General features: G+C 31.0%; 21 protein-coding genes. 10 read left to right on the top strand and 11 right to left on the bottom strand.

Features of this window, described 5'->3' with window-relative positions; translation table 11 throughout:
* The first annotated feature begins 132 nt into the window (after positions 1–132).
* Positions 133–1491, top strand: coding sequence for an adenosylmethionine--8-amino-7-oxononanoate transaminase (gene bioA, locus BED47_RS07805; protein WP_069033177.1), 1359 nt, complete (start codon positions 133–135; stop codon positions 1489–1491).
* 91 nt (positions 1492–1582) lie between these two features.
* Here bioA and BED47_RS07800 read toward each other — a convergent pair whose 3' ends face one another.
* Entirely contained in the window at positions 1583–2818 is a 1236-nt protein-coding gene (locus tag BED47_RS07800) for a helix-turn-helix domain-containing protein (protein ID WP_069033176.1), read from the bottom strand.
* A gap of 273 nt (positions 2819–3091) precedes the next feature.
* Between BED47_RS07800 and BED47_RS07795 the strand changes: the two genes are divergently transcribed.
* Positions 3092–4003: a LysR family transcriptional regulator gene (locus tag BED47_RS07795; protein ID WP_069033175.1), complete on the top strand. Its 912-nt coding sequence runs from the start codon at positions 3092–3094 to the stop codon at positions 4001–4003.
* Between the two features lie 106 nt (positions 4004–4109).
* Here the strand turns inward: BED47_RS07795 and BED47_RS07790 are convergent, their stop codons facing one another.
* The 3 genes from BED47_RS07790 to BED47_RS07780 are packed head-to-tail and all read right to left on the bottom strand — an operon-like array spanning position 4110 to position 7513.
* Complete coding sequence (locus BED47_RS07790; protein WP_069033174.1) at positions 4110–5414, bottom strand: VTT domain-containing protein; 1305 nt, start codon at positions 5412–5414, stop codon at positions 4110–4112.
* Positions 5415–5448: 34 nt separating this feature from the next.
* Complete coding sequence (locus tag BED47_RS07785) at positions 5449–6813, bottom strand: sensor histidine kinase (RefSeq protein WP_069033173.1); 1365 nt, start codon at positions 6811–6813, stop codon at positions 5449–5451.
* A 1-nt stretch (position 6814) separates the two neighbouring features.
* Positions 6815–7513 (bottom strand): response regulator transcription factor, encoded by a 699-nt coding sequence (locus BED47_RS07780; RefSeq protein ID WP_069033172.1) that lies wholly within the window; start codon positions 7511–7513, stop codon positions 6815–6817.
* A 246-nt stretch (positions 7514–7759) separates the two neighbouring features.
* Here BED47_RS07780 and BED47_RS07775 point away from each other — a divergent pair, with 246 nt between their 5' ends.
* Positions 7760–10876: an efflux RND transporter permease subunit gene (locus BED47_RS07775; protein WP_069033171.1), complete on the top strand. Its 3117-nt coding sequence runs from the start codon at positions 7760–7762 to the stop codon at positions 10874–10876.
* 330 nt (positions 10877–11206) lie between these two features.
* Here BED47_RS07775 and BED47_RS07770 read toward each other — a convergent pair whose 3' ends face one another.
* A complete protein-coding gene (locus BED47_RS07770; RefSeq protein ID WP_069033170.1) occupies positions 11207–11536 on the bottom strand; it encodes a hypothetical protein in 330 nt (109 codons plus the stop codon).
* Positions 11537–11768: 232 nt separating this feature from the next.
* On the opposite strand from BED47_RS07770, the gene BED47_RS07765 reads away from it, so the two are divergent.
* Positions 11769–12536: a TSUP family transporter gene (locus tag BED47_RS07765; protein WP_069033169.1), complete on the top strand. Its 768-nt coding sequence runs from the start codon at positions 11769–11771 to the stop codon at positions 12534–12536.
* A 293-nt stretch (positions 12537–12829) separates the two neighbouring features.
* On the top strand, positions 12830–13879 hold the full coding sequence (locus BED47_RS07760) for a YeiH family protein (RefSeq protein ID WP_069033168.1): 1050 nt from the start codon (positions 12830–12832) through the stop codon (positions 13877–13879).
* Between the two features lie 120 nt (positions 13880–13999).
* On the opposite strand, the gene BED47_RS07755 is transcribed toward BED47_RS07760, so the two are convergent.
* A complete protein-coding gene (locus tag BED47_RS07755) occupies positions 14000–14539 on the bottom strand; it encodes a DUF2179 domain-containing protein (protein ID WP_069033167.1) in 540 nt (179 codons plus the stop codon).
* Positions 14540–14874: 335 nt separating this feature from the next.
* On the bottom strand, positions 14875–15498 hold the full coding sequence (locus BED47_RS07750; RefSeq protein ID WP_069033166.1) for a TetR/AcrR family transcriptional regulator: 624 nt from the start codon (positions 15496–15498) through the stop codon (positions 14875–14877).
* 118 nt (positions 15499–15616) lie between these two features.
* On the opposite strand from BED47_RS07750, the gene BED47_RS07745 reads away from it, so the two are divergent.
* Entirely contained in the window at positions 15617–17857 is a 2241-nt protein-coding gene (locus tag BED47_RS07745) for an MMPL family transporter (protein ID WP_069033165.1), read from the top strand.
* A gap of 606 nt (positions 17858–18463) precedes the next feature.
* Here the strand turns inward: BED47_RS07745 and BED47_RS07735 are convergent.
* Together BED47_RS07735 and BED47_RS07730 are read right to left on the bottom strand one after the other, a co-directional pair.
* Positions 18464–18982, bottom strand: a complete 519-nt coding sequence (locus BED47_RS07735) for a GNAT family N-acetyltransferase (protein ID WP_069033163.1) — start codon at positions 18980–18982, stop codon at positions 18464–18466.
* Positions 18983–19008: 26 nt separating this feature from the next.
* On the bottom strand, positions 19009–19461 hold the full coding sequence (locus BED47_RS07730; RefSeq protein ID WP_069033162.1) for a MarR family winged helix-turn-helix transcriptional regulator: 453 nt from the start codon (positions 19459–19461) through the stop codon (positions 19009–19011).
* Between the two features lie 122 nt (positions 19462–19583).
* Between BED47_RS07730 and BED47_RS07725 the strand changes: the two genes are divergently transcribed.
* The 3 genes from BED47_RS07725 to BED47_RS07715 all read left to right on the top strand — a co-directional run bounded on the left by BED47_RS07725 (position 19584) and on the right by BED47_RS07715 (position 20885).
* Positions 19584–20021, top strand: coding sequence for a GNAT family N-acetyltransferase (locus BED47_RS07725; RefSeq protein WP_069033161.1), 438 nt, complete (start codon positions 19584–19586; stop codon positions 20019–20021).
* Complete coding sequence (locus BED47_RS07720; protein ID WP_069033160.1) at positions 20018–20683, top strand: YczE/YyaS/YitT family protein; 666 nt, start codon at positions 20018–20020, stop codon at positions 20681–20683. Before BED47_RS07725 ends, BED47_RS07720 begins: the two co-directional genes overlap by 4 nt.
* Positions 20684–20750: 67 nt before the next feature.
* A complete protein-coding gene (locus BED47_RS07715; RefSeq protein WP_056467807.1) occupies positions 20751–20885 on the top strand; it encodes a hypothetical protein in 135 nt (44 codons plus the stop codon).
* A gap of 65 nt (positions 20886–20950) precedes the next feature.
* On the opposite strand, the gene BED47_RS07710 is transcribed toward BED47_RS07715, so the two are convergent.
* Positions 20951–21721 carry a putative protein N(5)-glutamine methyltransferase gene (locus tag BED47_RS07710; protein WP_139116350.1) on the bottom strand — a complete coding sequence of 257 codons (771 nt, stop codon included), beginning with the start codon at positions 21719–21721 and terminating at the stop codon, positions 20951–20953.
* Positions 21722–22102: 381 nt separating this feature from the next.
* On the opposite strand from BED47_RS07710, the gene BED47_RS07705 reads away from it, so the two are divergent.
* Complete coding sequence (locus tag BED47_RS07705) at positions 22103–22816, top strand: DUF421 domain-containing protein (RefSeq protein WP_069033159.1); 714 nt, start codon at positions 22103–22105, stop codon at positions 22814–22816.
* Positions 22817–22956: 140 nt separating this feature from the next.
* Here the strand turns inward: BED47_RS07705 and BED47_RS07700 are convergent, their stop codons facing one another.
* A complete protein-coding gene (locus tag BED47_RS07700; protein WP_069033158.1) occupies positions 22957–24204 on the bottom strand; it encodes a helix-turn-helix domain-containing protein in 1248 nt (415 codons plus the stop codon).
* Between the last annotated feature and the right edge of the window lie 104 nt (positions 24205–24308).

Genomic DNA, 24308 nt, shown 5'->3' with positions numbered 1-24308 from the left:
CCCCTATTAGTTTATGAGTTTGGCAAATTAGCAAAATTTGACAAACTAACAAAATTAAATTAACATGCAATTGAAATATATGTCAACCTAACTATAAAATTTGGTTAACATATAAAACAGGGGGTAACTTATATGAACCATGAATTCTATCAAGATTTATCTAAAAAAAATAAACAGTATCTTTGGCACCCTTTTACTCAAATGAAGGATTATCTAAACGAAGATCCGCTAATTATTTCACATGGTAAAGATCGAAAACTATATGATGTACTAGGCAATGAATATTACGATGGTGTATCCTCTATTTGGTTAAATGTTCACGGTCATAATATTCAAGAATTAAATGAAGCCATTCATGAACAATTAGAGAAGGTTGCTCATTCAACACTTCTAGGAATGGCTAATATACCCGCAATTCTTTTAGCAGAGAAGCTAGTTGAAATCACTCCTAACGGCTTAGAAAAAGTCTTTTATTCAGACTCAGGTGCTACATCTGTCGAAATCGCGATTAAAATGGCCTATCAATATTGGAGAAACATAGGTAAATCTAATAAAAATACTTTTGTTACGATGAAGGAAGCTTATCATGGAGATACAATCGGAGCAGTATCTGTCGGAGCAATCGATTTATATCATCAAGCATATAATGAATTACTGTTTCAAAGCATAAAGGTTTCTTATCCACATCTTTATCGTTCAAAATATGTGGGAACTGAAGAAGAAATAATCAATTCCTATTTAAAAGAGGTTGAAAATTTATTCATCGAAAAAGCTAATTCAATTGCGGCATTAATTATTGAACCAATTGTTCAAGGAGCTAGTGGTATTATTGTCATGCCAAAAGGGTATTTAAAAGCAATACAAGAATTATGCATAAAGTATGATGTATTGTTAATTGCAGATGAAGTAGCAACAGGATTTGGTCGAACCGGAAAAATGTTTGCTTGCGAACTAGAAGGAGTTACGCCAGATATTTTAACTTGCGGAAAAGGGTTAACAGGTGGCTATTTACCAGTAGCAGCAACTTTAACGACAAACAGAATTTATGAAGCATTTTTAGGTACATATGAAGAACAAAAAACTTTCTTTCATGGACATAGCTATACAGGTAATCCCCTTGGATGTGCTGTTGCATTAGCGAATCTAGATTTATTTAATAAAAGGAAATTATTACAACATGTCGAAATAATCTCATCTTATGTCCAAGAGAAACTAATGCAATTTAATGAGTTAAAACATGTTGGAGATATACGTCAGAGTGGCTTGATGATTGGAATTGAACTAGTAAAATCAAAAGATACTAAAGAAGCTTTCCATTGGAACGAACGAATAGGTGTGAAGGTAACCAAAAGAGCAAAAGAGCTTGGACTACTCACCCGTCCCCTTGGAAATGTTATTGTATTTATGCCTCCATTAGCTTCAAAGGAATCGGAGCTTGATGAAATGATTGATATTCTTTATCGCGCTATTTCTGAAGTTACTGATATGTAAACTAGACACTTGAACTTATCTGAAATTCTGATTTTTGGGGCTTTGCTACAAAATTAAACCATGAATAGATTTACTAGTTCATGGTTTAATTTTATGACTTGAATTGAAATTCTAATTCAATTGCTTTTTTATACTGATTGCTCTTAATATAATAAGAATATAATTTTTTTCCGTACTGCTCGTAATAAGTAATATTATTTGTTTGTTTAAACTGAGGAATTGCCACTTCGCTCAAGAATGTAATATATCTCTTTTGATTATTTTCACAGTTCAGCTTTAAGAGCATGAATAAGGTACAATGTATTAAACTTTGACGTTTTTCAGCTAGTTTAGTTCCGAAATGAATTAACTCTAAAAGTTCAGTCTTTGGGAGTAAGTTACCTTCTAAACATGCCTCTAAATAATTATAATAACGCCTCAAATAATAGATTGTATAATTTTCTGTTGAAAGCAAGGATTGTTCAAAGTAATTTGAAGCGATTTCAAAATTACCTTTTTTAAAATACTTAACACCTAAATTATTTAATAGAATTCCCTTTTGTAGATCTGCACCTACTCTTTCACAAGTGCGAATTAAATTATGATATTTTTCAATTATCTCTTCAAATCCAATATCTTGATCGTATTGAAATAATAAGAATGATTGAGCGTTAAATGCCTGAACATAGTTATAGTTTTTATTAAAATAATTTAGAGCTTTCCTTGCATATACGTATGCTAATAGCTTAGATCCCGCAAAATAATAAGCAAGTGCTAGATGGTATAAATATTCTTTATTTTTATACGTATCTGTATTTATTTGCTTTAATACATTTACGGCAGCTCTCATATCTTCACTTACAGTAGTTCTATAAATGCTAATGTAATAAATTCCCTTAACATGCAGAAGGAAATTTTTTTCATATTCACTAATATGAACATATACTTTTTCAATTTTTTCAATTGTTTTTTTAGCTTTTTTTAATATTTTTTTATAAAGATAAAATCTAACCAACAATAATAAATACTGCACAGCATATTTTGTTGACATAATAAAAGCTATATTCTTAAGTTTGTTCATGTAGTCATCAATACATTTGTTTTTTTGTTTTATAATTGCTAGGTTTAAGCCATGCAAATATTTTTCAATTTGATAATATGATTCTAACTTTTCATTTAAATCAATACCTAATCGATCAGAAAACAATGCGATCATTTCAGGAGAAAATGTAGCTTTCCCACATTCAAATCTACTCAAATATGATTTAGAGCAAATTCCTTCACATAGCATTTCTTGACTAAATCCTCTTTTCTCACGGTAAAACTTAATTATTTTTCCGACTAACATTATTTCCTCCTAATTTTACTTACGAAACCGGGATCAATTTAGTATGGTTTAAACTTCTTTATTTCTATTTGTTTAGATCGATATCATAATCAATATTCCTTTGTAAATAATTATTAGTCCTTATCTCAAAATAATACTGAATCACAAGATAAGCCTCCTTTTATACTTTTTACAGATTATTGAGTTAATTATAATTGTAGATTATTATAAAATATATTTAGTGTTTTTTATGATCCGTTATTAAAAATTCTTAACTTAGAAAGATGTGGCACAATGCATATTGAAAGGCTTAAATACATTTATGAAGTTTCCGTTACAAATTCTATATCCATAGCTTCTCAAAATTTACATGTCACACAATCGGCAGTTAGTCAGGCAATCTCAAGTGTTGAAGAAGAATTAGGCATAAAAATTTTCAATCGAGACCGACAAGGAACAAATCTAACTTTTGAAGGAAAACAATTAATCGAAACAATAAAAGAACTGCTACAAAATTATCAAAAATTAATAGAACAATCTGTAAGTCTTCAAAATGAACCTAGTGGGATATTAAAAATAGCTACAATCCCTGGACATATGGCTACTATCCTAAAAACATTTTCTAATTTTAAAAAGGAACATCCAAATATGTCTTTAAGTGTAGTAGAGAAAGGGTCTAAAGATATCGTAGAAGGTGTAATAAAACAAAAATACGATTTTGGTTTCATTCAATTTCGAAATTATTTAATGGATGATATAAAAAAAATCCCGTCAGGAGTTATTATGACTAGCCCTATACATATTTGTGCTAGTAAGTCCTCACGATTAGCTTTAAAAAATTCGGTAACAATTAATGAATTAAAAGATGAAAACTTTGTACTTTATAATGATGACTATTTTAAGTCTTTATCAGAGTATTTAAAGGATCTTACAATGAATGTATTATTTGTAACTGATAATTTAGAGGTTATTAGAGGTGCAGTTATTGAAGACTTGGCAATCACATTTGATACAAGGATCTCCCTGAAAAATGAGGCTTCCATTTTGAATGGACAAACTGTTTCAATCCCTTTAGTAAATGTAGAACCTTCTACAATTCCTATTGGATGGGTTCGTTCAAAAACTTTAGCCTCACCAGTTTTATATGATAAATTTTTAAATCTTTTAAAGCTTGAGTTAGAAAGGCTTGAGAATAATATGCTATAAATATTTCTGAATAACATAATTAATATAGTTTAAAAATAAAAAATCCCCGTATATTAGCCACGGGGATTCTCTTCTATTAGAATTAAATTATGCTCGATTATTTGGTTTACGTTTTTAACAATTTTTCCTCACGCATATTCTCTTTTAACAGCGATACAAATCGAAACAACTCCAATGAAAATATGATTCCACTTAACCAAACCGAACTGAATACAAACCCAGCAGCAATGTCACTAGGCAATAAGTGGTGCAAATAAACACTGCTAATCGAAAATAATACTACTACAAAAATAAAACAAAAGAACATTATCAAATTAAGCATATAAGCTTTGTTGTGCCGAATTAACATAATAATGAAATAACCTAATACTGTTAAAATTAACATAGACTTTTCATTTGGAAAGTTTTTACTTACATTACCACCCAACATAAAGTTGAATATCCATGGAATCCCTATGGATAGGATAAGAATCCCAGCTAAACTAGCGATAAAAAAGAGCATTTCTAGCCACTTATTTTTGTTATTTATCAGTATCACTAAGATTGTAGCAAGTGAAATCGTCACTAAAACCTTCCAAGTCGATAATGAATAAATAAAATTCATACTTCCATGCCAATTTTGATTAAATAAATTAAAAACAATAGTCTTGAATATAGAATTGAATTTATCAAATTCATTGCTAATTGTATCTTGAATAAACCCGACCATTAAGATAAAAAACGAAACGAAAAAAATTAAACAGATTAAGATGATCAATTTTATTTTCATGAAGCTTTTAAATCTCTTGAAACTTGATTCAAAAATTAATAGTAATGACTCTTTAATTATTTCCTTATTTGTTTTAACAACAAAAAAAGCGAGCACAATAAAACCTAATAATATACTACCTAGTACTAACCACTTTTTAATTTCTACTTGATAGATATCCCATTTAGGTCCCATTGCCTGTCCTAGCCAAATAAAGGTTCCTATCCAAAGAAATACACCTATATAGGAAAAAATAGCAAAGGCTCGATATGGTAATTTAATGATTCCAGAAATAATGCTTGCGAAATGTCTAATCCCCGGAATAAAGAAAGATACTAGCAATAATACCTTCCCATATTTTTCATACCATTTTGACATCTTTTCAATCTTTTCTGGGCCCATATGGATATAGTGTCCAAACTTACGAAAAAATGGTGTACCAAGCTTATATCCTAACCAATAAGAAATTGTTACCCCAACTACCCCTCCAAGACCGGCAGAAATAATAGATAATACAATATTCATTTTCCCATGAAAACATAAAACACCTACATAACTCATCAATGCTTCATTCGGAATAGGAACTATAATCAATTCCAACATTAATGATAAAAATAGGATTATATAACCATATTCATTTAATAAATGGATGATTTCGTTCATATTAAAACCTCAATTTTCAATACTCATGTACTGATTATTTTCTCTTAATCTCATCTAGTGGAAATACTACCTCTACTTCCGTTCCTACATTTTCAACACTTTTTATATTAATCTTCCCATTATGCAAGCTAATTATATTTTTAGCAATTGAAAGTCCAAGTCCAGTGCCACCACTAGTTTCACGGCTACGCGCTTTATCAACTCGATAAAATCGTTCGAAAATATTTTCTAATTCTTCCTCTCGAATCCCAATTCCATAGTCTTTTATTTGAAGAATAGCAGCTTCACTAGTACAACTAATATTTACTTCTATTTTTTCAGTACTGTATTTTATAGCATTATCTAAAAAGATAATAATAACTTGTTTAATTTTAAGCTCATTTCCTTTAATAAATATTTTCTGTTTTTGTGCATGTAAAGTAATTTCTCGTTTATACACACTTTGCAGTTGTACTAAAGTCGAATTACATAAAGCAACTAGATCGACTGGATCCATTTCGATATTCTTTAAATTCTCCGATTCGGCCAAAGTTAATAAGGTTTTAGTTAAATCTTGCATACGATTGGCTTCAGAGTAAATTGTCTCAATGGCTTCCGTCGCCATTTCCTCATTTTTCAAACCACGCCTTCTTAATAAGTTAGCAAAACTACTAATGACCGTAATAGGAGTTTTTAACTCATGAGATGCATCTGAAACAAACTGTTTCTGTTTTTCGATGTTTTCTTGTAGTCTGCTAATCATTCGATTAAATGTGCTTGCCATTTTGTGTAATTCATCTTTCGTTTCATTTTTTATTAAAATCTTTTTTGGAACCCCACTTTTTTCAATATCTTCCATCGTTGTAATCATAGAAGTAATTGGGTTCATTATGATGCGTGTTAACCATCTTCCAGCCATCATTGATAAAATTGCAGAGATACCAGTAACGATTGCCATTATTGTTAACAACAGATCTTTTCGACCTTCAAGTCCTACTAACAACTCACCAATTTCGAGCGTTCCAATCACTTTTTGGTCCTGTAAAATTGGTACGCGTACGACTATATTTTGATGCTCACTAAAAGGAATTAGCTTCGTTTCTTCTTTTTTAGTGAACTTAGGTTTAATACGATTCAATAGTTTATCATTACTAACTTCTGTTACTATTTTTGAGTTTAGATCAATGATTCGTATATAAGAATGATTAGCCATAAATGGATATAATGCTTCTTGATTTATCATCAATGAGTTATGGATTTCATGTTTTTTTAAAATTTCATGTGCCTTTTGACTCACAACATGCTCTTCCATATTTACAGTCGTTTTCATAAACAAATAAAAAACTAATCCGTTAATTAAAATAAGAATGATTAAGATCCATGAAGTAATTAGCAAATTTATTTTAGTCGTTATTTTCATCTTAACCCTTCCTCATTGTGTACCCCACACCTCTTATAGTTCGAATTAAAGGAACGTCAAAGTCCTCTTCAATTTTTTTTCTTAAATGTCTAATGTAAACATCAACAACATTTGTTTCACCTTCATACTCATAACCCCAAACGGTTGTTATGATGCCTTCTCTTGTCACGATTTTATTTTGATTTTCCAATAGGTAAACTAGTAGATCATACTCTTTTGGTGTTAATGGAATAACTTTATCATTTCTCTTCACTTCACGAGCTTCCAAATTAACAACTAAATCCTCAATTGCTAAAATCGGATTTGAGTCTTCATTTTTCTTAAATTCTTGAACTAAATTGCTCGATCGAAGACTTGAACGAATTCTTGCTAATACTTCTTCGATTTCAAAAGGTTTCGTAATATAATCATTTGCACCATAATCGAGTCCGATAATCTTATCATGTGTAGCATCTCTAGCAGTTAATAAAATAACGGGCACAAACTGATTTGTTTTCCTTATTCTTCTTAATACTTCGATTCCACTCAATTCAGGTAACATAACATCCAATAAAATTAGATCGACATTATTGCTTAAAGCCGACTCTAATCCAGCTTTTCCATTATGTTCGACTAACACTTCATAACCTTCATATTCTATTTCTAACTTTAAAACTCGAGCAATATTCACTTCATCCTCGATAATTAAAATTTTCTTCATTTTATTCACCTATTTCTATTAATAGTTTTAATGTTTCGAATAACGCTATTCTATTTTTAAGACTGATTCTAGTCTTAGAAGTTCGTTGTATAAATGCCATTATAAAACTTTTAATTCATATTTTTTTCATTTTAATCTAATTTTAATTGATTATTCATTAAAGTTTCAGTTAGGAATTTTACAATTACATGGAGTTGATTTATGAAATAATTTTCAATTTTAAATAAAAATCTTAGGAGGTATAAGATGAAAAAATTTATAGAAGGGACCATGCAAAGAGCAATTTTAATGATTGTTTGTGTCGTTATGATTGTATCTTGGGGTGCTATTTCAGCTTACCAAATGCAACGTGATTACTTACCAGGTATAAACAATTCAACTCTTACTGTAAGCATGCGTCTACCTATGTATCAGGCCGATCAAGTAAAACAAAATATTACTAATAGTCTTGAAAGTGCTGTAAGAACAACAGAGGGTTTACAAGATATTGAAACTAGCTCCTATGATGGTGGAGTTTTTATGAGTCTGTATTTTCCAATGAATACAGATATGAAGCAAGCCGAAATTGATGTAAATAAAGCTTTAGAAAATGCGGACATACCTCCGACAATTACATCTAAACCTTTAGTTACAAGACTTACAACTAGTTCATTCCCAATCCTAACTTACAGTTTGACTAGTGATAAATTAGATGATAATACTTTAAAATCAGTAACTCAAATGGATATTGTGCAACACCTTAAAACAGTACCAGGCGTATCCGATGTTTCAGTGTTCGGTGGTGCAAAAGACGGATACGTATTAACTGTAAGAACGAAAGACCTAGCAAAAAATAAACTTACTTTAGATGACTTAAATAAAGCATTAGCTGTATCAGTTCCATCTTTACCCGAAGGAACAATCTTACAAAATCAATTGTCTATTCCAGTTAAATTTGATGGATGGAATTTAAATGAGAAGCAATTAAATGATGTAAAAATCAAAAATTCAGATGGTGATCAAATTCCACTTTCAGCATTTGCAACTGTTACTCACGCCCTAAATGATGTAAAAACGATTGCAAGAACAGATGGAAAAACAAGTGTTCAATTAAATGTTATTAAAACTCAAAGTGCAAACATTACCGACGTAGCAAAAAATGTGAAGGAAAGAATTCAAAGCTTACAACAAGTAAAAGACGGCTCTGTTAAATTAACACCTCAATTAGATCGTGAAAAAGAATTAAATGATTCATTAAACGGTTTAATTCGTGAAGGTTTACTTGGATGTCTTTTCTCAATGATTTGCGTATTTTTCTTCTTCCGCAATGTAAAATCAACATTAGTTATTGCAATTTCATTACCAATTTCTTTATTAGCAACAACAGCAATCCTAAAATCAATGGGTATTACACTTAATATTTTAACCGTTTCAGGTTTAATTGTTGCAATGGGTCGTATTGTTGATGATTCAATCGTTATCCTTGATAATATGTACCGTAAAAGAGAACAAAATCCTGATAAATCATTACTATACTCATTAAGTTCAGCAGTTTATGAAATGACACCTGCAATTTTAGCATCAACACTTACAACAATTGCTGTTTATATTCCAATTGCCTTTGTAGGTGGAGCTATTAGTGCTTCATATAGCGGATTTGCATGGTCTGTTGTTATCTCTTTAATTATATCGTTCTTTGTAGCAATTCTTGTTATTCCAGCACTTGCGCTAATGGGTTGGAAAAAAAATACAAAGAAAACAAATGCTGTTTCTTTAGAACCAATGATGAAACCGATCTTAGTATCATCATTAAAAAAGAAAAAACTTACAATTTTCATTTCAGCTTTATTATTTATTTTTGCAGTAGCATTTGGTTCGTTTTTACCAGTCTCATTCTTACCAAGTGCTAAAACTGGTCAAGTGGCAATTAAACTTGAACTACCTCAAGGAAGTACATTAATGCAGGTTGATTCTGAGGTTCAAAAGGTAGAAAATCAATTAAAAGAAAATCCAAAAATAAAATCTTATCTATCTAATTTTGGATCAACTAATACGCCACAAAGTGATGATGTATTTGACCAAGGCGGAGGTTTCCTACAAAAACCTAACGTAGCTAACATTTCTGTTGCTTTAAAGAACGAAAAAGACTCAGACCAAGTCATTAAAGAGCTTGGAAAACAACTGCCACAATTATCTAAAAATGTAGCTTATACTGTTTCAAGTCAAAGTATTGCCGGTGATGACTCTTTATTGAAAGTCATATTTACTGGCTCTGATCAAACTACTCTAGACAAGATTGCAGATCAAATGAGATCAAAACTTGTTAAAATTGATGGACTAAGCGTTGATGGAAAAGTAGATTTAACATCTGGTCTTCCAAAATATAAAATTACATTTAACCAACAAGCAATTGAACAAAATGGAATTCAATTAGCAGATATAACGAAAGTAATTAACCGTTATATGTCACAATCTAAAGATGCTACATTTGTAGTTGACCATATTAGTCTGCCAGTTGATATGTATCTTGATCAAATTAGTAGTGGAAAAAGTCAAGTTCAATTAAATGCATCGCCAGAAGATGTTATCAATTCGCTTAAAAATGAAACTTTCTTAACAAGTAGTAATAAAACCGTCAAACTTGAACAAATTGCATCTATTACGAAAGACAATGCTCCTTCAACGATCAATGAACGCAATGGAGAGCCTTACTCAATCGTTACAGGTCAAATTACTTCAAATGACATTAGTAAAGTTTCAAAACAAGTTGATGACGTAATTAGTAAACAAGCTCTTCCTAAAGGAGTAAGTTACTCAATGGGAGGTATTACTCAACAAGTTAAAGAAATGATTTTTGATATGTCAATTGCCGTGGCCTTCTCTATTCTTTTAGTTATGGTCATTACTTCATCATTATTTAAGGGATGGAGAGCTCCAGTTTCAGTATTATTAAGTATCCCACTAGCATTAAGTGGTGTTGTTATCTCTTTAGTAATAGTTGGTGGAGAGTGGAATTTAGCAGCATTAATTGGGGTCTTAATGTTAACTGGGATTGTAGTAACAAATGGTATTGTACTAGTTGATAAGATTGAGCGTAATCGTAAAAACGGTATGAATACTGAAGAAGCCGTTATTTCTGGTAGTCTTTCAAGGATTAGACCAATCTTAATTACAGCAGCTACTACAATTTTAACACTATTACCACTAGCGTTTTCACATCAAGGTGATACTGTCATTTCACAGACATTAGGAATTGTAGTTATAGGTGGAATGATCACCTCTACTTTAAATAGCTTTTTAGTAATACCAATTATTTATCAATGGTTGCATAAAAAACAATCAAATAAGAATGTAATTTCAACAGAGGAAGTTAATTCACTATAATTTATTAAGGTAACTCTTGTATTTGAGAGTTACCTTTTCTATTTTAGATTTTAAATTTTTTGGACTAAAATCTAGTACATATTTTCATCTAAATAAAAAAGGTAAATATAGTCAAATACACTGACGAGCTGCCCAAATAAAACATATTGATAGTTAGAAGACCTAAATAATAACTTTTAGTTGTACAAAATGGTCAATCATCATCTCATTGCGATAAAAAAATTACTATTAATATCAACATTAACAATAAATAAGCAATTTCTTAGATGAATCTAACACAAACAAAGGCAAAAAATAGAGTGAAGAAACCTAGTGTTTCTCACTCTATTTTTATTTATTAAAATCGTTTTCCTTTTTTATTGAATTACCTTTTATTTCTTCTAATGAATTAAGATAAATCTCCATTTCACTCATTTTTAGTTGTATTTCTTTTATTGAATCCTCTAATATTTTCGTCAAATCATTTTGTACTTGTTTAATAACATCATCATTTTCAAGACCACCTAGTCGAACAATACGGTTTACCTTTAGTTCTTCGAGCGCCATCTTCATTTCGATTTTTGTCACGACCTCTTTTATCAAACCGCTGATGTTTTTTTCAAAGTATTTTACTTTAGCTTGTCCTATTTCTGTAATAGAATTTGATTGTTTGAAATTCAATCCGTACACACCTCTTCATTAAATTATCACATATCAATATATGCGAAATTTTAGAAAGTGGTACTTGTTGAATTTAATTTCAATAATTACTTTAGTTAATTTATACGGAAACAATGTTATTGCTTTTTATTGTGTAAAAATAAAAATAATTCTTATATTACTAAATTAATGATTTACTTTGTTTCCTATTTTAACTACTATCAAATTAGTAAATAAAAGAAAGGTAGATTTGATGATATTCCATATTGATCCGTCGTTATTATTAACTTTAATTGTATTTGGATTTTTAGCTGCATTTATTGATTCTGTAGTTGGAGGCGGTGGGCTAATTACTTTGCCAGTATTATTATTTACTGGTCTATCTCCAGCTGCTGCCGTGGCAACGAACAAATTAGCTGGGTCAATTGGCTCTTTAACGAGCACAATCATGTTCTATCGTTCTGGAAAGCTTGATTTAAAATCCGTCTATAAGTTATTCCCACTCACATTTATTGGTTCCATTTTGGGAGCTTGGACAGTTCATTTAATTGACCCTACAGTCCTTAAACCGCTTATGCTCGTTATGCTTGCAGCAGTTGCAATATATACTATTTTTAAAAAAGATTGGGGTGATACTACTACCAATAAAAAACTGTCAGTTACTCGTATTACTCTGTTTATGCTTTTAATTTTTGGTATTGGTTTCTATGATGGATTCATTGGACCTGGAACTGGTTCATTCCTAATATTTGCTTTTTTAATGATTGGGTTTGATTTCTTAAAAGCTGCAGGCAATGCAAAGTTTTTAAATTTTGGTAGTAATATAGCTGCATTATTAATGTTTATGTATTTAGGACAAATTCATTATGCCTATGGGCTAGCTATGGGAATTGCACAAATAGCAGGAGCAATTTGTGGTTCTAAATTCGCTATTAAAAAAGGAAGTGGCTACGTTCGAATCCTTTTTATTACAGTAACCTTTATCTTGTTAGCAAAAAATACTTTTGATTATCTTCATTAAGCTATTCAAAAACGTATCTAACTTATAAACTAAAATGGTAAGCAATTCTTCGTTGAATTTGCTTACTATTTTTATTTTAAACTATATTAAACAGCTTCTACGGACTGAAAATCTCTGTTCGCTACTTAACACATCCATTCAATAAAAAAACAAAGCCCTTACTAATTAAGCTCTGTTCAATTTATATCCTTTTCTTCTAACTATCGTATTTGCTTATCATAACTATAATAATAATTTATTTTCCTTATAGTAAAGAATTCGATACGATAAATAATATAGTACGCCCCGAGGAGATGAACACATTGGAACAAAAGGCAATAGTTAATATAAATCCAGAGCAACAAAAAAAGCCTACTAAACAGTTAAAAGTTTCATTAATCTATGGAGTGGCTTTTACATTCATCATAGCTGTTTTAGGTTTTCTGATGGCAAAGTTACCATGGTTCGATCATGTTGGACCACTTGCATGTGCCATTTTACTTGCTTTAGTGTATAGACAATTTTTTGGTTATCCCGAAAAATTGCGCGCAGGAATTCAATTTTCTTCAAAAATACTTTTAAGGTTTGCCATCATACTGTACGGATTAAAACTAAACATGGTTGTCATTTTTAGCGATGGTTTGCCTTTATTACTGAGAGGTATGGGAACTATCATATTTTCGATAGTCGTTCTTATGGTTATTGCAAAATGGCTTAAAGCAGATCTTAATCTGTCTCTATTATTAAGTATCGGCACTGGCATTTGTGGTGCTGCTGCAATTGCAGCCATATCACCCATTATTAAAGCAAAAGATGATGACACAGCTATGGCTGTTGGGATCATCGCACTAGTTGGCACAATATTTTCCATCATTTATACTTTAATCTATCCTTTATTACCAATTAGCCCAACTGAATATGGAGCATGGGTCGGAATAAGCCTTCATGAGATTGCACATGTAGCTTTAGCAGCTGCACCTGCAGGTCAGGATGCACTTACTCACGCATTGTTAGCCAAACTTGTCCGTGTATTTCTATTGATTCCCGTTTGTTTTATCTTTTTATTTTGGATGAAACGTAAAGGAAAATTAAACGGAGAAGCAAAACTGGAGTTCCCATGGTTCTTAATTGGCTTTGTTATTATGAGTTTTGTTGGTAGCTACATCCTTGGTCAAAAAATTCCGATATCAAATAAAACGATGTCAGACGTTTCTGTTTTTACATCATTTATTTTAACAATGTCTATGACTGGCTTAGGATTAAATATTAACTTAAAAGAATTACGTACTAAATCCATTCGTCCGCTTATTGCAATCGTCATCACATCAATACTCTTATCTTTCGTAACATTTTTTAGTCTATAACTCGAAACTTTTTAATGTGTTTGGAGTTAGGTCAATGCCAAGGAAGGTAAAGTAAAATTAATAAAAAATCAGAGAAACTTTATTTCAGTTTCTCTGATTTTTTATTTACTATATAAGGGTCTATAATATATTCGATTTTTTATGTTTTGCTTTCTTCATTGAATTTAATAAAAATCCACCCTTAAACCTTCTCGCTTCATATGAAATAATAAAGGCACTTGGTTCATAATGCTCTATAAGATCCATAAGTTCAGGTTCTCTATTACGTTTTGTCAATATATCCAAATGATAACGCTCGCTGTCCCTTCCCTCTCCTTGGAACACTGTCACTCCGAATCCTTCCTCACGAAGTCGGTTAATTAGCAATTTATTTTTATTCGTTAAATTAACTACTAAAGTCGTATATCCGATCGCTAAGCGATTTTCTACATAACTTCCAATTAGAATGCCAATCCCAAAGCCGACTGCATAAACAATCATTGATAATGTACTTTGGTCTCCAGAAAAAACAAGAGACAATCCAAATACATAAATAATTGCTTCCAAAAAACCAAAAAGCGCAGCAGATACACTCAACCCTTTTACTAGGAAAATAGTTCTCAATGTTAAGACAGGTACATAAATCAATTGCAATAATAAAATTAGTAAAATATCTTTCAATCTAGACACCTCAAAGTTTAAATTTTTGGACAGAAGATTTAGGTATTTAATTTGTTTCATCCTAAGCCTTGCTTTTAAACTTTTTTTAAGGAATCAAAGTGAAAGCCTAGTAGAAAATTATTTTTAATAATAAAGTTGAATGGATAAATACTGTGATTTTTTTGTATTATTTACCAGTTGTAGTACTTAATTCAACTTGTTCAGTTAAATTCCTGCTTCTCTTTGAAGACATTAAAAGATTACTGTAAAAATAAACCTAACCTACTATCTAAAATCTCAATTTTGAATATGTTTTAACGCAAAAAAGAAGATCTACTCAAAAAGTAAATCTTCTTTTATTTATTGCCCATTATTCCATTCCAAAAGAAGTCTATAATATGTTCAGCCATTTCATCTATTGTAGCGAAAATTGAATTTTGATCTGTATCCCTATAATTTCCAACCGATAAAATTGCTAAGAACAATTGGGTATAGAATTTTGGATTCCCGTTAGGTATTTCTCCAATCTCTATTGCCGTTGTCATAGCTTTCTCGATCACATTATACATCATTTCTTCTACGCTATTCATCTGTTGTAATTGCTCATCTGATAAGGAGACTTTCGCTTCTTTCGTAAAAGCTTTTAAATCAATTTCAAAAGTTGCTCTTAAATGGACTTTAACCATATCGTTGAGATTTTCTTTTAACGATTTATCTGTAGATAAAATATCAGCAATTCGATCACTTATTCGAAGCATCATTTGAACCATTGCATCCGTAAAGAGATCTGCTTTTGTTGGATAATAATAATAAACCGTTGCTTTGGTCACACCACACTTCTTAGCTACGTCATCCATTGAAACTAATTGATATCCGTTTTGAAGGAACAATTGGATTGCATTTTCAATGATTGTTGTTTTTGTAGGCTTTTTTTTCGAATCCTGCGGTGGTCTTCCAAGAGGCCGTTTAATTTGTTCCAATTTGCTTCTCTCCTAACCTTTTAATTCCTTTTCATTATAGCATAATAAAAGTTCTTGAATAATTAACTAACTAGTATATATAATTAAGTTAATAAATTTTACGTGAGGTGAATTCCATATGAAACAGCACCCCTTTCATTCTTGGGGCAAATTTGTAAGTAGTAAACGTACAAGATGGATAACATTATTGGTGTGGGTATTATTAACGGTTGTATTATCATTTACTTTTCCATCTGTAAACGAAGTAGAAAACAATACTGCAGATAACTTACCTAAGCAAACCATGTCCCAAAAAGCGGATCAGCTAATAAAAAAAGAATTTCCAACTGATTCTGGAAATCCTTTATTAATCGTTTGGAACCGTAAAGATGGACTAAATGAGGAAGATTACAAAGTCATTCAAACTGTATATAAAGAACTTCGAAATAACCCATTAAAAAATCAATTAACATCACCGTCATATGATTTAATGCCGATCCAGGCAATTAAACGAAGTTCTTCAGAGGATGGTACAACAATCATTACAGCCGTTCTTTTTGACAAAAAAGCAGATGATGAAGTACTACAAAAAAATATCAACTTATTAGAAAAACAAATTAAAAATAATACTGGTGAAGACCCAATAAAACGAAAATTAACAGAATCTGGTCTAAAAGTACGCTTTTCTGGCCCAGTAGGTATTCAAACAGACGCTGTCAGTTTATTTTCACAAGCCGATGTTAAACTTTTATTATCAACTGTATCACTTGTATTAGTTTTCTTAATCCTTCTATATCGTTCACCAATTATGGCAATTGTTCCGTTAATAGTCGTTGGTTTCGCATATGGAATCGTAAATCCATTATTAGGTGTTTTAGGTGATAAAGGCATTATAACGGTGGATTCTCAAGCCGTTTCAATTATGACAGTATTATTATTTGGTGCAGGTACTGATTATTGTTTATTTTTAATTTCTAGATATCGTGAATATTTACTTTTGGAAGAAAACAAATATAAAGCAATTCAGCTCGCAATCAGAGAATCTAGTGGAGCCATCTCAATGAGTGCTTTAACGGTCGTTATTGGATTAGGTACACTCTTATTTGCTCAGTATGGTGCTTTCCATCGTTTCGCAATACCATTTAGTTTAGCAGTTCTTATTATGGGGATTGCTGCAATTACAATCCTACCTGCCCTACTTTCTATTTTTGGTAGAGTTTCATTTTTTCCTTTCATCCCAAGAACAGAGGAAATGGAAGCATTAAGAACTGAGAAAAAAGGAAAATCAATTAAAAAATCAAAAATCAAAGTAACATTTAATCAAAAAATAGGAAAATTAGTTACTCATAAACCTTGGACAATTATTCTAGTCTCTATCATTCTCTTAGGAGGGCTAGCTCTATTTGTTCCTCGTGTACAATACACATATGATTTACTTCAATCATTTCCTAAAGATATGCCTTCCAGAGAAGGGTTCGATTTAATATCTGACCATTATTCATCAGGTTTATTAGCACCTGTTAAAGTAATAATCGATACGGAAAATAAAAATATCCCTGTGAAAAAAGAATTAGAATCACTTTCATTCGTAAAAGATGTGTCTGAACCTATTACAGGTAAAGATAATAAAAAATTACAATTATATGAAATTTCTTTAGTCGATAATCCATATTCTATTAAAGGATTAGAGCGAATACCTCAACTAGAAAAGAAAATTAAGAAGCTATTAAACGAATATGATATTCAAAAAGTAAATCAGCATTACTGGATTGGTGGAGAAACAGTAACTAATTTGGATACAAAAAATATAACTGAGCGTGATGAGTCCGTGATTATTCCGGTAATGATTGGATTAATTGCATTATTACTGTTAACTTATTTACGTTCCTTTACAGCGATGATTTACTTAATTCTAACCGTCATATTATCTTATCTTTCAGCATTAGGTGCTGGTTGGCTTATTCTTCACTACGGTTTTGGGGCTAGCGCGATACAAGGTTCGATTCCATTATATTCCTTTGTATTTTTAGTAGCATTAGGTGAAGATTACAATATATTCATGGTTTCTGAAATTTGGAAAAATAAAAAGAAACAAACTCATCGCGAAGCAGTTTCAAATGGAGTCGCAAAAACCGGGGCTGTTATTTCATCTGCTGGATTAATCTTGGCCGGTACATTCCTAGTGTTAGCAACTCTACCTATTCAAGTATTAGTTCAATTTGGTATTGTTACTTGTATTGGGGTCTTAATTGATACATTCATCGTTCGTCCACTTTTAGTTCCAGCAATTACTACGGTATTAGGTAGATTTGCATATTGGCCAGGTGAACTTTCGAAAAAAGAGTATGATTCAAAACTAGAAATGCAAATAGAAAAATAACGATAAAAAAACATCACAATGCATGAATTGATGCGTTGTGATGTTTTTTATTAGAACAATCTTTGTACATTACTTATTAGTTTGATTAAGCTGTTTCATCATCAGATTAATCAATTGATATAGGCCATATATTCCTAAGTAAGCGCCAGAAATTAAAAAATAAATATTAAGAAATACAGCATGAATATTGGTCATGAAAACAACATCATGTTTTATAATTTCATAAATTGCTATTGCTGATATTCCTCCAAAAACTACATAAGAAATGATTGCGATCAAATTAAAAATAGTGCTAAATATTCGATTAAATCTAGCCAATCCATACATAATAATAGGAAAAAAAATAATTGAACAAAATATTATAGTTTTCAAGTGGTTTACTTTACTCCATTTTATTAATGATTTATGTTAATTTTATTCTTTACAAATTTATATTAACTATCCAAATTGACCGCTCTTTTCATTCTCACTATAAAAATCACCAAATAAATACCAAAAAAGCTTGGTGACTAATCAAGCTTTTTTGGATAACCGTATCTCCTTCTTGTCTTTACCATTAATCTAGTTGAGAGATTATTTTAATGTGGACAATATCAAATAAACCTATTACCCAAGTGTTTTAGTCATGATAAAGTCTATTTGTTCTTCATCACCCATATAAAATGAGTGTGACCCATTGTGAACAAATCCCATTTTTTTATAAAATGCGATCGCATTTTCGTTTCTTTCCCATACGCCTAGCCAGATTTTCTTTTTATTAAGTTCCCCCGCAATTTCTATGGCTTTCTTAAACAGAATTTTACCAAGTCCGTGTTTTTGAAATTCCTTCTTAATATAAATCCTCTCGATTTCAAGTGATTCATCACCCATTTCTTCTGATTGGGCATCATCTATATTGACCTTTAAATAGCCAGCGACGGTTTGATTAAAATGAATGAAAAAGAAGTGCGAAGACTGATTTAACAATTCTTCTTCTATTTGATTTAAATTAAACGCACTTTCTAAATATACATTCATATTTTCAAGTGAATTTTGATGCTTAAATGTCTCATTAAACGTTTCATAACCAATTTGTTGAAGAATATGTGAATCCTTTAAACTACACCTTGTTATATTGATCGTCATATTAATACGCCTCTCCTCTTATCTAATCAATAATTTCTCTTGTTTCCTTTTTTTACAAATTCCCAGTCTTTTTCTACATTTTTTCTTACCTTTTGAAGAAGATTAAAAATGGTTTCAACTTCTATTTCAGACAATCCTTCTAGTGCAACGATATTAGAATAATCGTTTTCTCGTTTTATAAATGGATAAACACTTTCCCCTTTTTCTGTTGCAAAAAGTTTTTTTATTTTTTTGTTCTCTTTATCCTCTTTCTTTTCAATAAATCCATTCATTTCAAGTTTTTTTATAGCACGCGCTGCTGTAGTTCGATCTACTTTTATCATCTCAGCCAATTTTTCTTGTATGATTCCTGGATTTTCAGCTATTCGTACTAGATATAAATACTGCCCTTTTGTAAGATCATGCTCTTTAAATTCAATATTACTAATCGAATCTAGAGCCCTTGCGATCATTCCAATTTCACGAAGAATTTCCTTCATAATTAACTCCTTAGTATTAATTTTGTTGTAAATGCAATAAAAATGATATATATTGAATTTAACTTATTTTTGTTGCATTTGCAATAAAACAAAAAATTAAATAAAGGTGACTGATAAACAGGATGAATACAAAAAAAATAAAGAATGAAGAAGAGCTAAAAGTAGCATTTGCAATTAGGAAAGATATATTTGTGAAGGAACAAGGTGTACCTCTAGAAGTTGAATTTGACCAATACGACAAAATAAATGGAGATTGCCAACACATATTAGTTCATTACAACGAACAACCAGTCGGGACAGGAAGAATTAGGTTTGTTGATGGAGTAGGGAAATTGGAAAGAATCTGTATTCTGGAGTCTTTCCGAAAATATGGACTTGGCAAAAACATAATTAAAGCTTTAGAAGAAATTGCGGAAGAACAAGGGGCTTCGCAAGTAAAATTACATGGCCAAACACATGCAGAAGGTTTTTACAAAAAACTTGGTTATCGAACTTCCTCTGAAGTCTTTATAGAAGACGGTATCCCTCATATACTAATGCTAAAAGAAATAACTAAATGATAAAGCGATTAATTAAAGGGAAATATGTCTTTTACGTATTAGGAATTTTAATATTAACCTTGGGAATATCAATCAATATACAATCTAACCTTGGAACTTCACCTTTTGATGCGCTTCTAGTGGGGTTATCCAAAAATATGGGACTAACTGTCGGAAGTTGGGAAATAATCATTGCTTTATTATTACTATGTTTAAATTCTTTATTAAAAAGACAAAGACCAGAATTTTTAGGATTAGTAACTGCCTTTATAACTGGTATTGGTATTGATCTGTGGCTTTTTTTATTACACAATTTCATAACACCTGAATTTTGGTACAGTAAAATAGCTTGTTATAGTCTCGGATTAGTTATTTCAGGACTCGGAACAGCAACCTATTTACACACAAACTTTGCACCAATTCCAGTGGATCGATTAACATTAATCCTACAGGAATTAACTAGAACAAATATCTTTTTTTCGAAAACAGTCATTTATCTTATTTTCTTAATAGCAGCATTAATTTCAAATGGACCAATCGGCATTGGAACAATACTAACTGTTTGTTTTGGTGGGTTAATACTTAATTATTTTATGCCAATTACAGAAAAATTTTTAAACCACGTCTTATCTGACTCTAGTACATCTTCCAGCTTTGAAAAAGAGAAAAATCTTTCTATATAAAATGTACTGATTACTTTTACTCATAAATCTACTTTCTTCGGAAACACTATCCATGGAGGTGAAGCACATGAGTAAAAAATCATCTGGAAGAGGACAAAAAGCACCAAGTGTTAATCCACAAGGATATGGAAAAGACGTTGAATTTTCAACTGAGCCTCAAAGTGAACTACAGAATTTAGCAAAAAAGTCTAATAAAAAATAAGTTTTACTACTAAAAACAACCAGAGTAACCCATAAAGGGGGCTACACTGGTTGTTTTTATTTTATCTATAATGAAGGTTTCGTACCAACTACGACTGTGGAGTCCAATTCATTATTGTATTCTAACCCGGCTATTAGTCCACTTTGAGTAAAAATTTCAACTGTTTGAGGAGCCTGAATTTTACTCGTCTCTATTAATAAATGCCCGCCTGAAGCTAACCAGAAAGACGCATTTTCTGCCACTTTTCGATGAATATCATTTCCATCCTTACCACCATCAAGTGCCACTTTTGGCTCATAAAGCCGTGCCTCCTGAGGGAGAGACTTTATTGCCTCAGTTGGAACATATGGTGCATTCGCCACAATAATATCAACATTGCCGATTAATTGAGGTGGCAATGGATTATAAAGATCGCCTTCATATACAAGACCACCAAGTTTAGAAACATTGCATTTGGCACACTGGACTGCAATAGGATCAATATCGACCGCATATAACGAAATCAAATCCACTGCCTTGGAAATCGCTACACTTACTGCACCAGAACCACAACAAAGATCAACCACTTTGATACCGGGCACAGATAAGTCAATCGCCTTTTGAGCAAGAAATTCTGTCCGACGGCGAGGAACGAACACACCTGGGACTACTGCAATCCTATTGCCATAAAACTCCGCCCAACCAAGGATGTATTCTAACGGTGAGCCAGTTACTCGATGATTTACCATTGTTAAAAGCTCTTCCAAAGTACCAGCTCCAGAAATGAGAAGCTGAGCCTCTTCTTCAGCAAAAACGCAACCAGCTTTCCGGAGTTGCTTGATTATACTATTCTTAATTTGATCACTACAATAAGTATCATTTTGCTTTAATATATATATCACCCAATCTTTATACTGTTTATAATTGGGAGTTCGTTAAAAGTAAAAAAATACCTTCTTCAATTTAACTGCTAATACGGAGAACTAAACAAAAATCAGACTAACTAGACTGCACCCCTTAAAGGAGATGTTGAAAAACCCCCAGTTGGGCATTATATAGATTATGTTGATTATGTTGAAGAAATAGAATATCTATTTAATTAAAAAGCTCAAAATCTCATGAATTCAGGACCTATATAATCATTAATAAAACTTGTTTAATATTTTATTGAAAAATCTTTTACGTATTATCTATAGCTTTTATGTAAAAATATAGTTAAAAACTTAAAGGTGAAAGTAATGATTGGAACCGTTGAAGTCATAATTCGAACTCTTACAGCATTTGTTTTACTTATTTGTATTACCCATTTACTTGGAAAACAAACTATATCAAAAATGACATATCATGATTATATTACTTCAATTACATTAGGTTCTATTGCAGGCAACTTGACGTTTAATACTTCTATACACTTCAGAAACTATATTACTGCCCTGATAATCTTCAGTCTGTTTTTATTTCTTGCTACTTTAGTTTCATTAAAAAATAAAAAAGCCAGAGCAATATTCAACGGAGAACCTACTGTTGTCATACAAGATGGAAAAATACTTGAAAAAAACATCGAAAAATTAAAAGTTACAATGGATTCTTTCAATCAAGCACTAAGAAGGAGAGATATATTTGATATTGATGAAGTGGAATTCGCTATTTTTGAACCTGATGGACACTTATCAATATTAAAGAAACCCATATATCGTTTTGTAACTAGAGAAGATTTGGGGATTTCAAGTCCTTCCCAATCTGATTTCCCTATTGAAATCATTATGGATGGCCAATTTATTTATAAAAACCTCACTCAAAATCACCTAACAAAAGAAGGTATCGTTACTGAAATTGAACAGCGAGGTTTGAATTTATCCGATGTTTCATATTGTGTTCGTGGAACAAATGGTCAATTGTATTTTGATTTGTACAAAGATCAGATTAATTCTCCTGTTGATATTGAGTCATAAATATCATTTTATCAATCTGGAAAATTTTAATCATGATTAACAAAAAGCATAAACCCGTAATTTTACGAAATTTATGCTATTCCTTATTTAAGACATATTAATCAATATTACTCAGTATTTAAATTACTACAACGATCTATCTAATTAACTTCTACTAAAATATTTGACATTTTAGCCACTTTCTCATATTGTTCAGTATCTATGTAATGACTATATAATTCTTTAGCATACTTGTTAATCCACATTGAATACTTCATCGACTGAAAGTATGGTAGAGCATCCAGTTCTATGTATTTGTAGTATTGTTCAATATTTTCTTCAATTCGATAGATAAGCATTTTAAATGCTTTTTGAAGTAGAAGATTGTCCAACTTTTTTGCTGTTAATAACCCATGTTGGGCTATTTTTAACATTTCTGTTTTCTTCATTAGATTACCTTCCAAACAGATTACTAAATAATTACGAAGTTGCCTAACGTATCGTATAGACTTCTTATCAACGATTTCCAATGCATCTTGCACTATTTCCTGAGCGCGAATATAATCTTTTCTACTATAGAACAAATTTGATAAGTTGCCTAGAAGACTAACCTTTTTATCTGGTTCATGTAGTAAATCGCATAAGTGAATAAGACTTTTATAAGATTCTACAATCTTTTCAAAATCGGCATGTTGATCATTCTGAATTTGTGCAAGCATTAGAGCCTCTGCTTCAAGCATCATGACAAGATTATTCATTTCTTTGAAATGTACTAAAGCTTTTTCAGCATATACATATGCCATCATTTTATTTTGAACTAAATGATATGCTTCAGCCAAATTATAATAATATTCTGGAGTTTTATACTCATCCATATTAATTTTCTTCAAAATATTTAAAGCTAAATTTTTATTGTTTGAATTTGACGTATCATAAATCGAGGTATAGTATATCCCCCATACGTGCAATTGTAAATTCTTTTCATATTGAGGAAGAACTGGATATTCCTTTTCAACACTTCTCAAAATTGTATAAGACTTTTCATATTCTTTCTTTAAAATGTAATACTTTGCCCTTAATAACTGATAAAATGGTGCAAACTCGGTGGAGTGTAAATACGGATTTTTTTCCAATTCCTCTTTTAACTCTTCAACCTCTTTCATATTTTGCATAAAAATGGCCTTTTGCCATCGATTCAGTGAATCTTTTGTATTCTTAAAGAGATTCACTTCATTTTTAATATCAATATTTAAACGATTTGACAGTAATTCAACGATTTCCGAGGAATAGATTGTTTGACCGAGTTCAATTTTACTGAGATATGCGAGAGTACAAATTCCCTTGCCTAGTTGTTCAAGTGTTAACCCAAGTTTTTGTCGATAATATCTTATGATTTGACCCTCTATCATTTTATTTCTCCCTTTAATTTTCCTATTCATTTTTTAATTTAATTGAATTTTCAATAATTAATAACAATTATTTTAAATTAACTTTTTTAATTTGCAAATAGAAA

The organism is Gottfriedia luciferensis (assembly GCF_001712755.1).
GTDB classification, from domain to species: domain Bacteria; phylum Bacillota; class Bacilli; order Bacillales; family Bacillaceae_G; genus Gottfriedia; species Gottfriedia luciferensis_B.
This window is presented reverse-complemented; position numbering and strand designations above follow the sequence as displayed.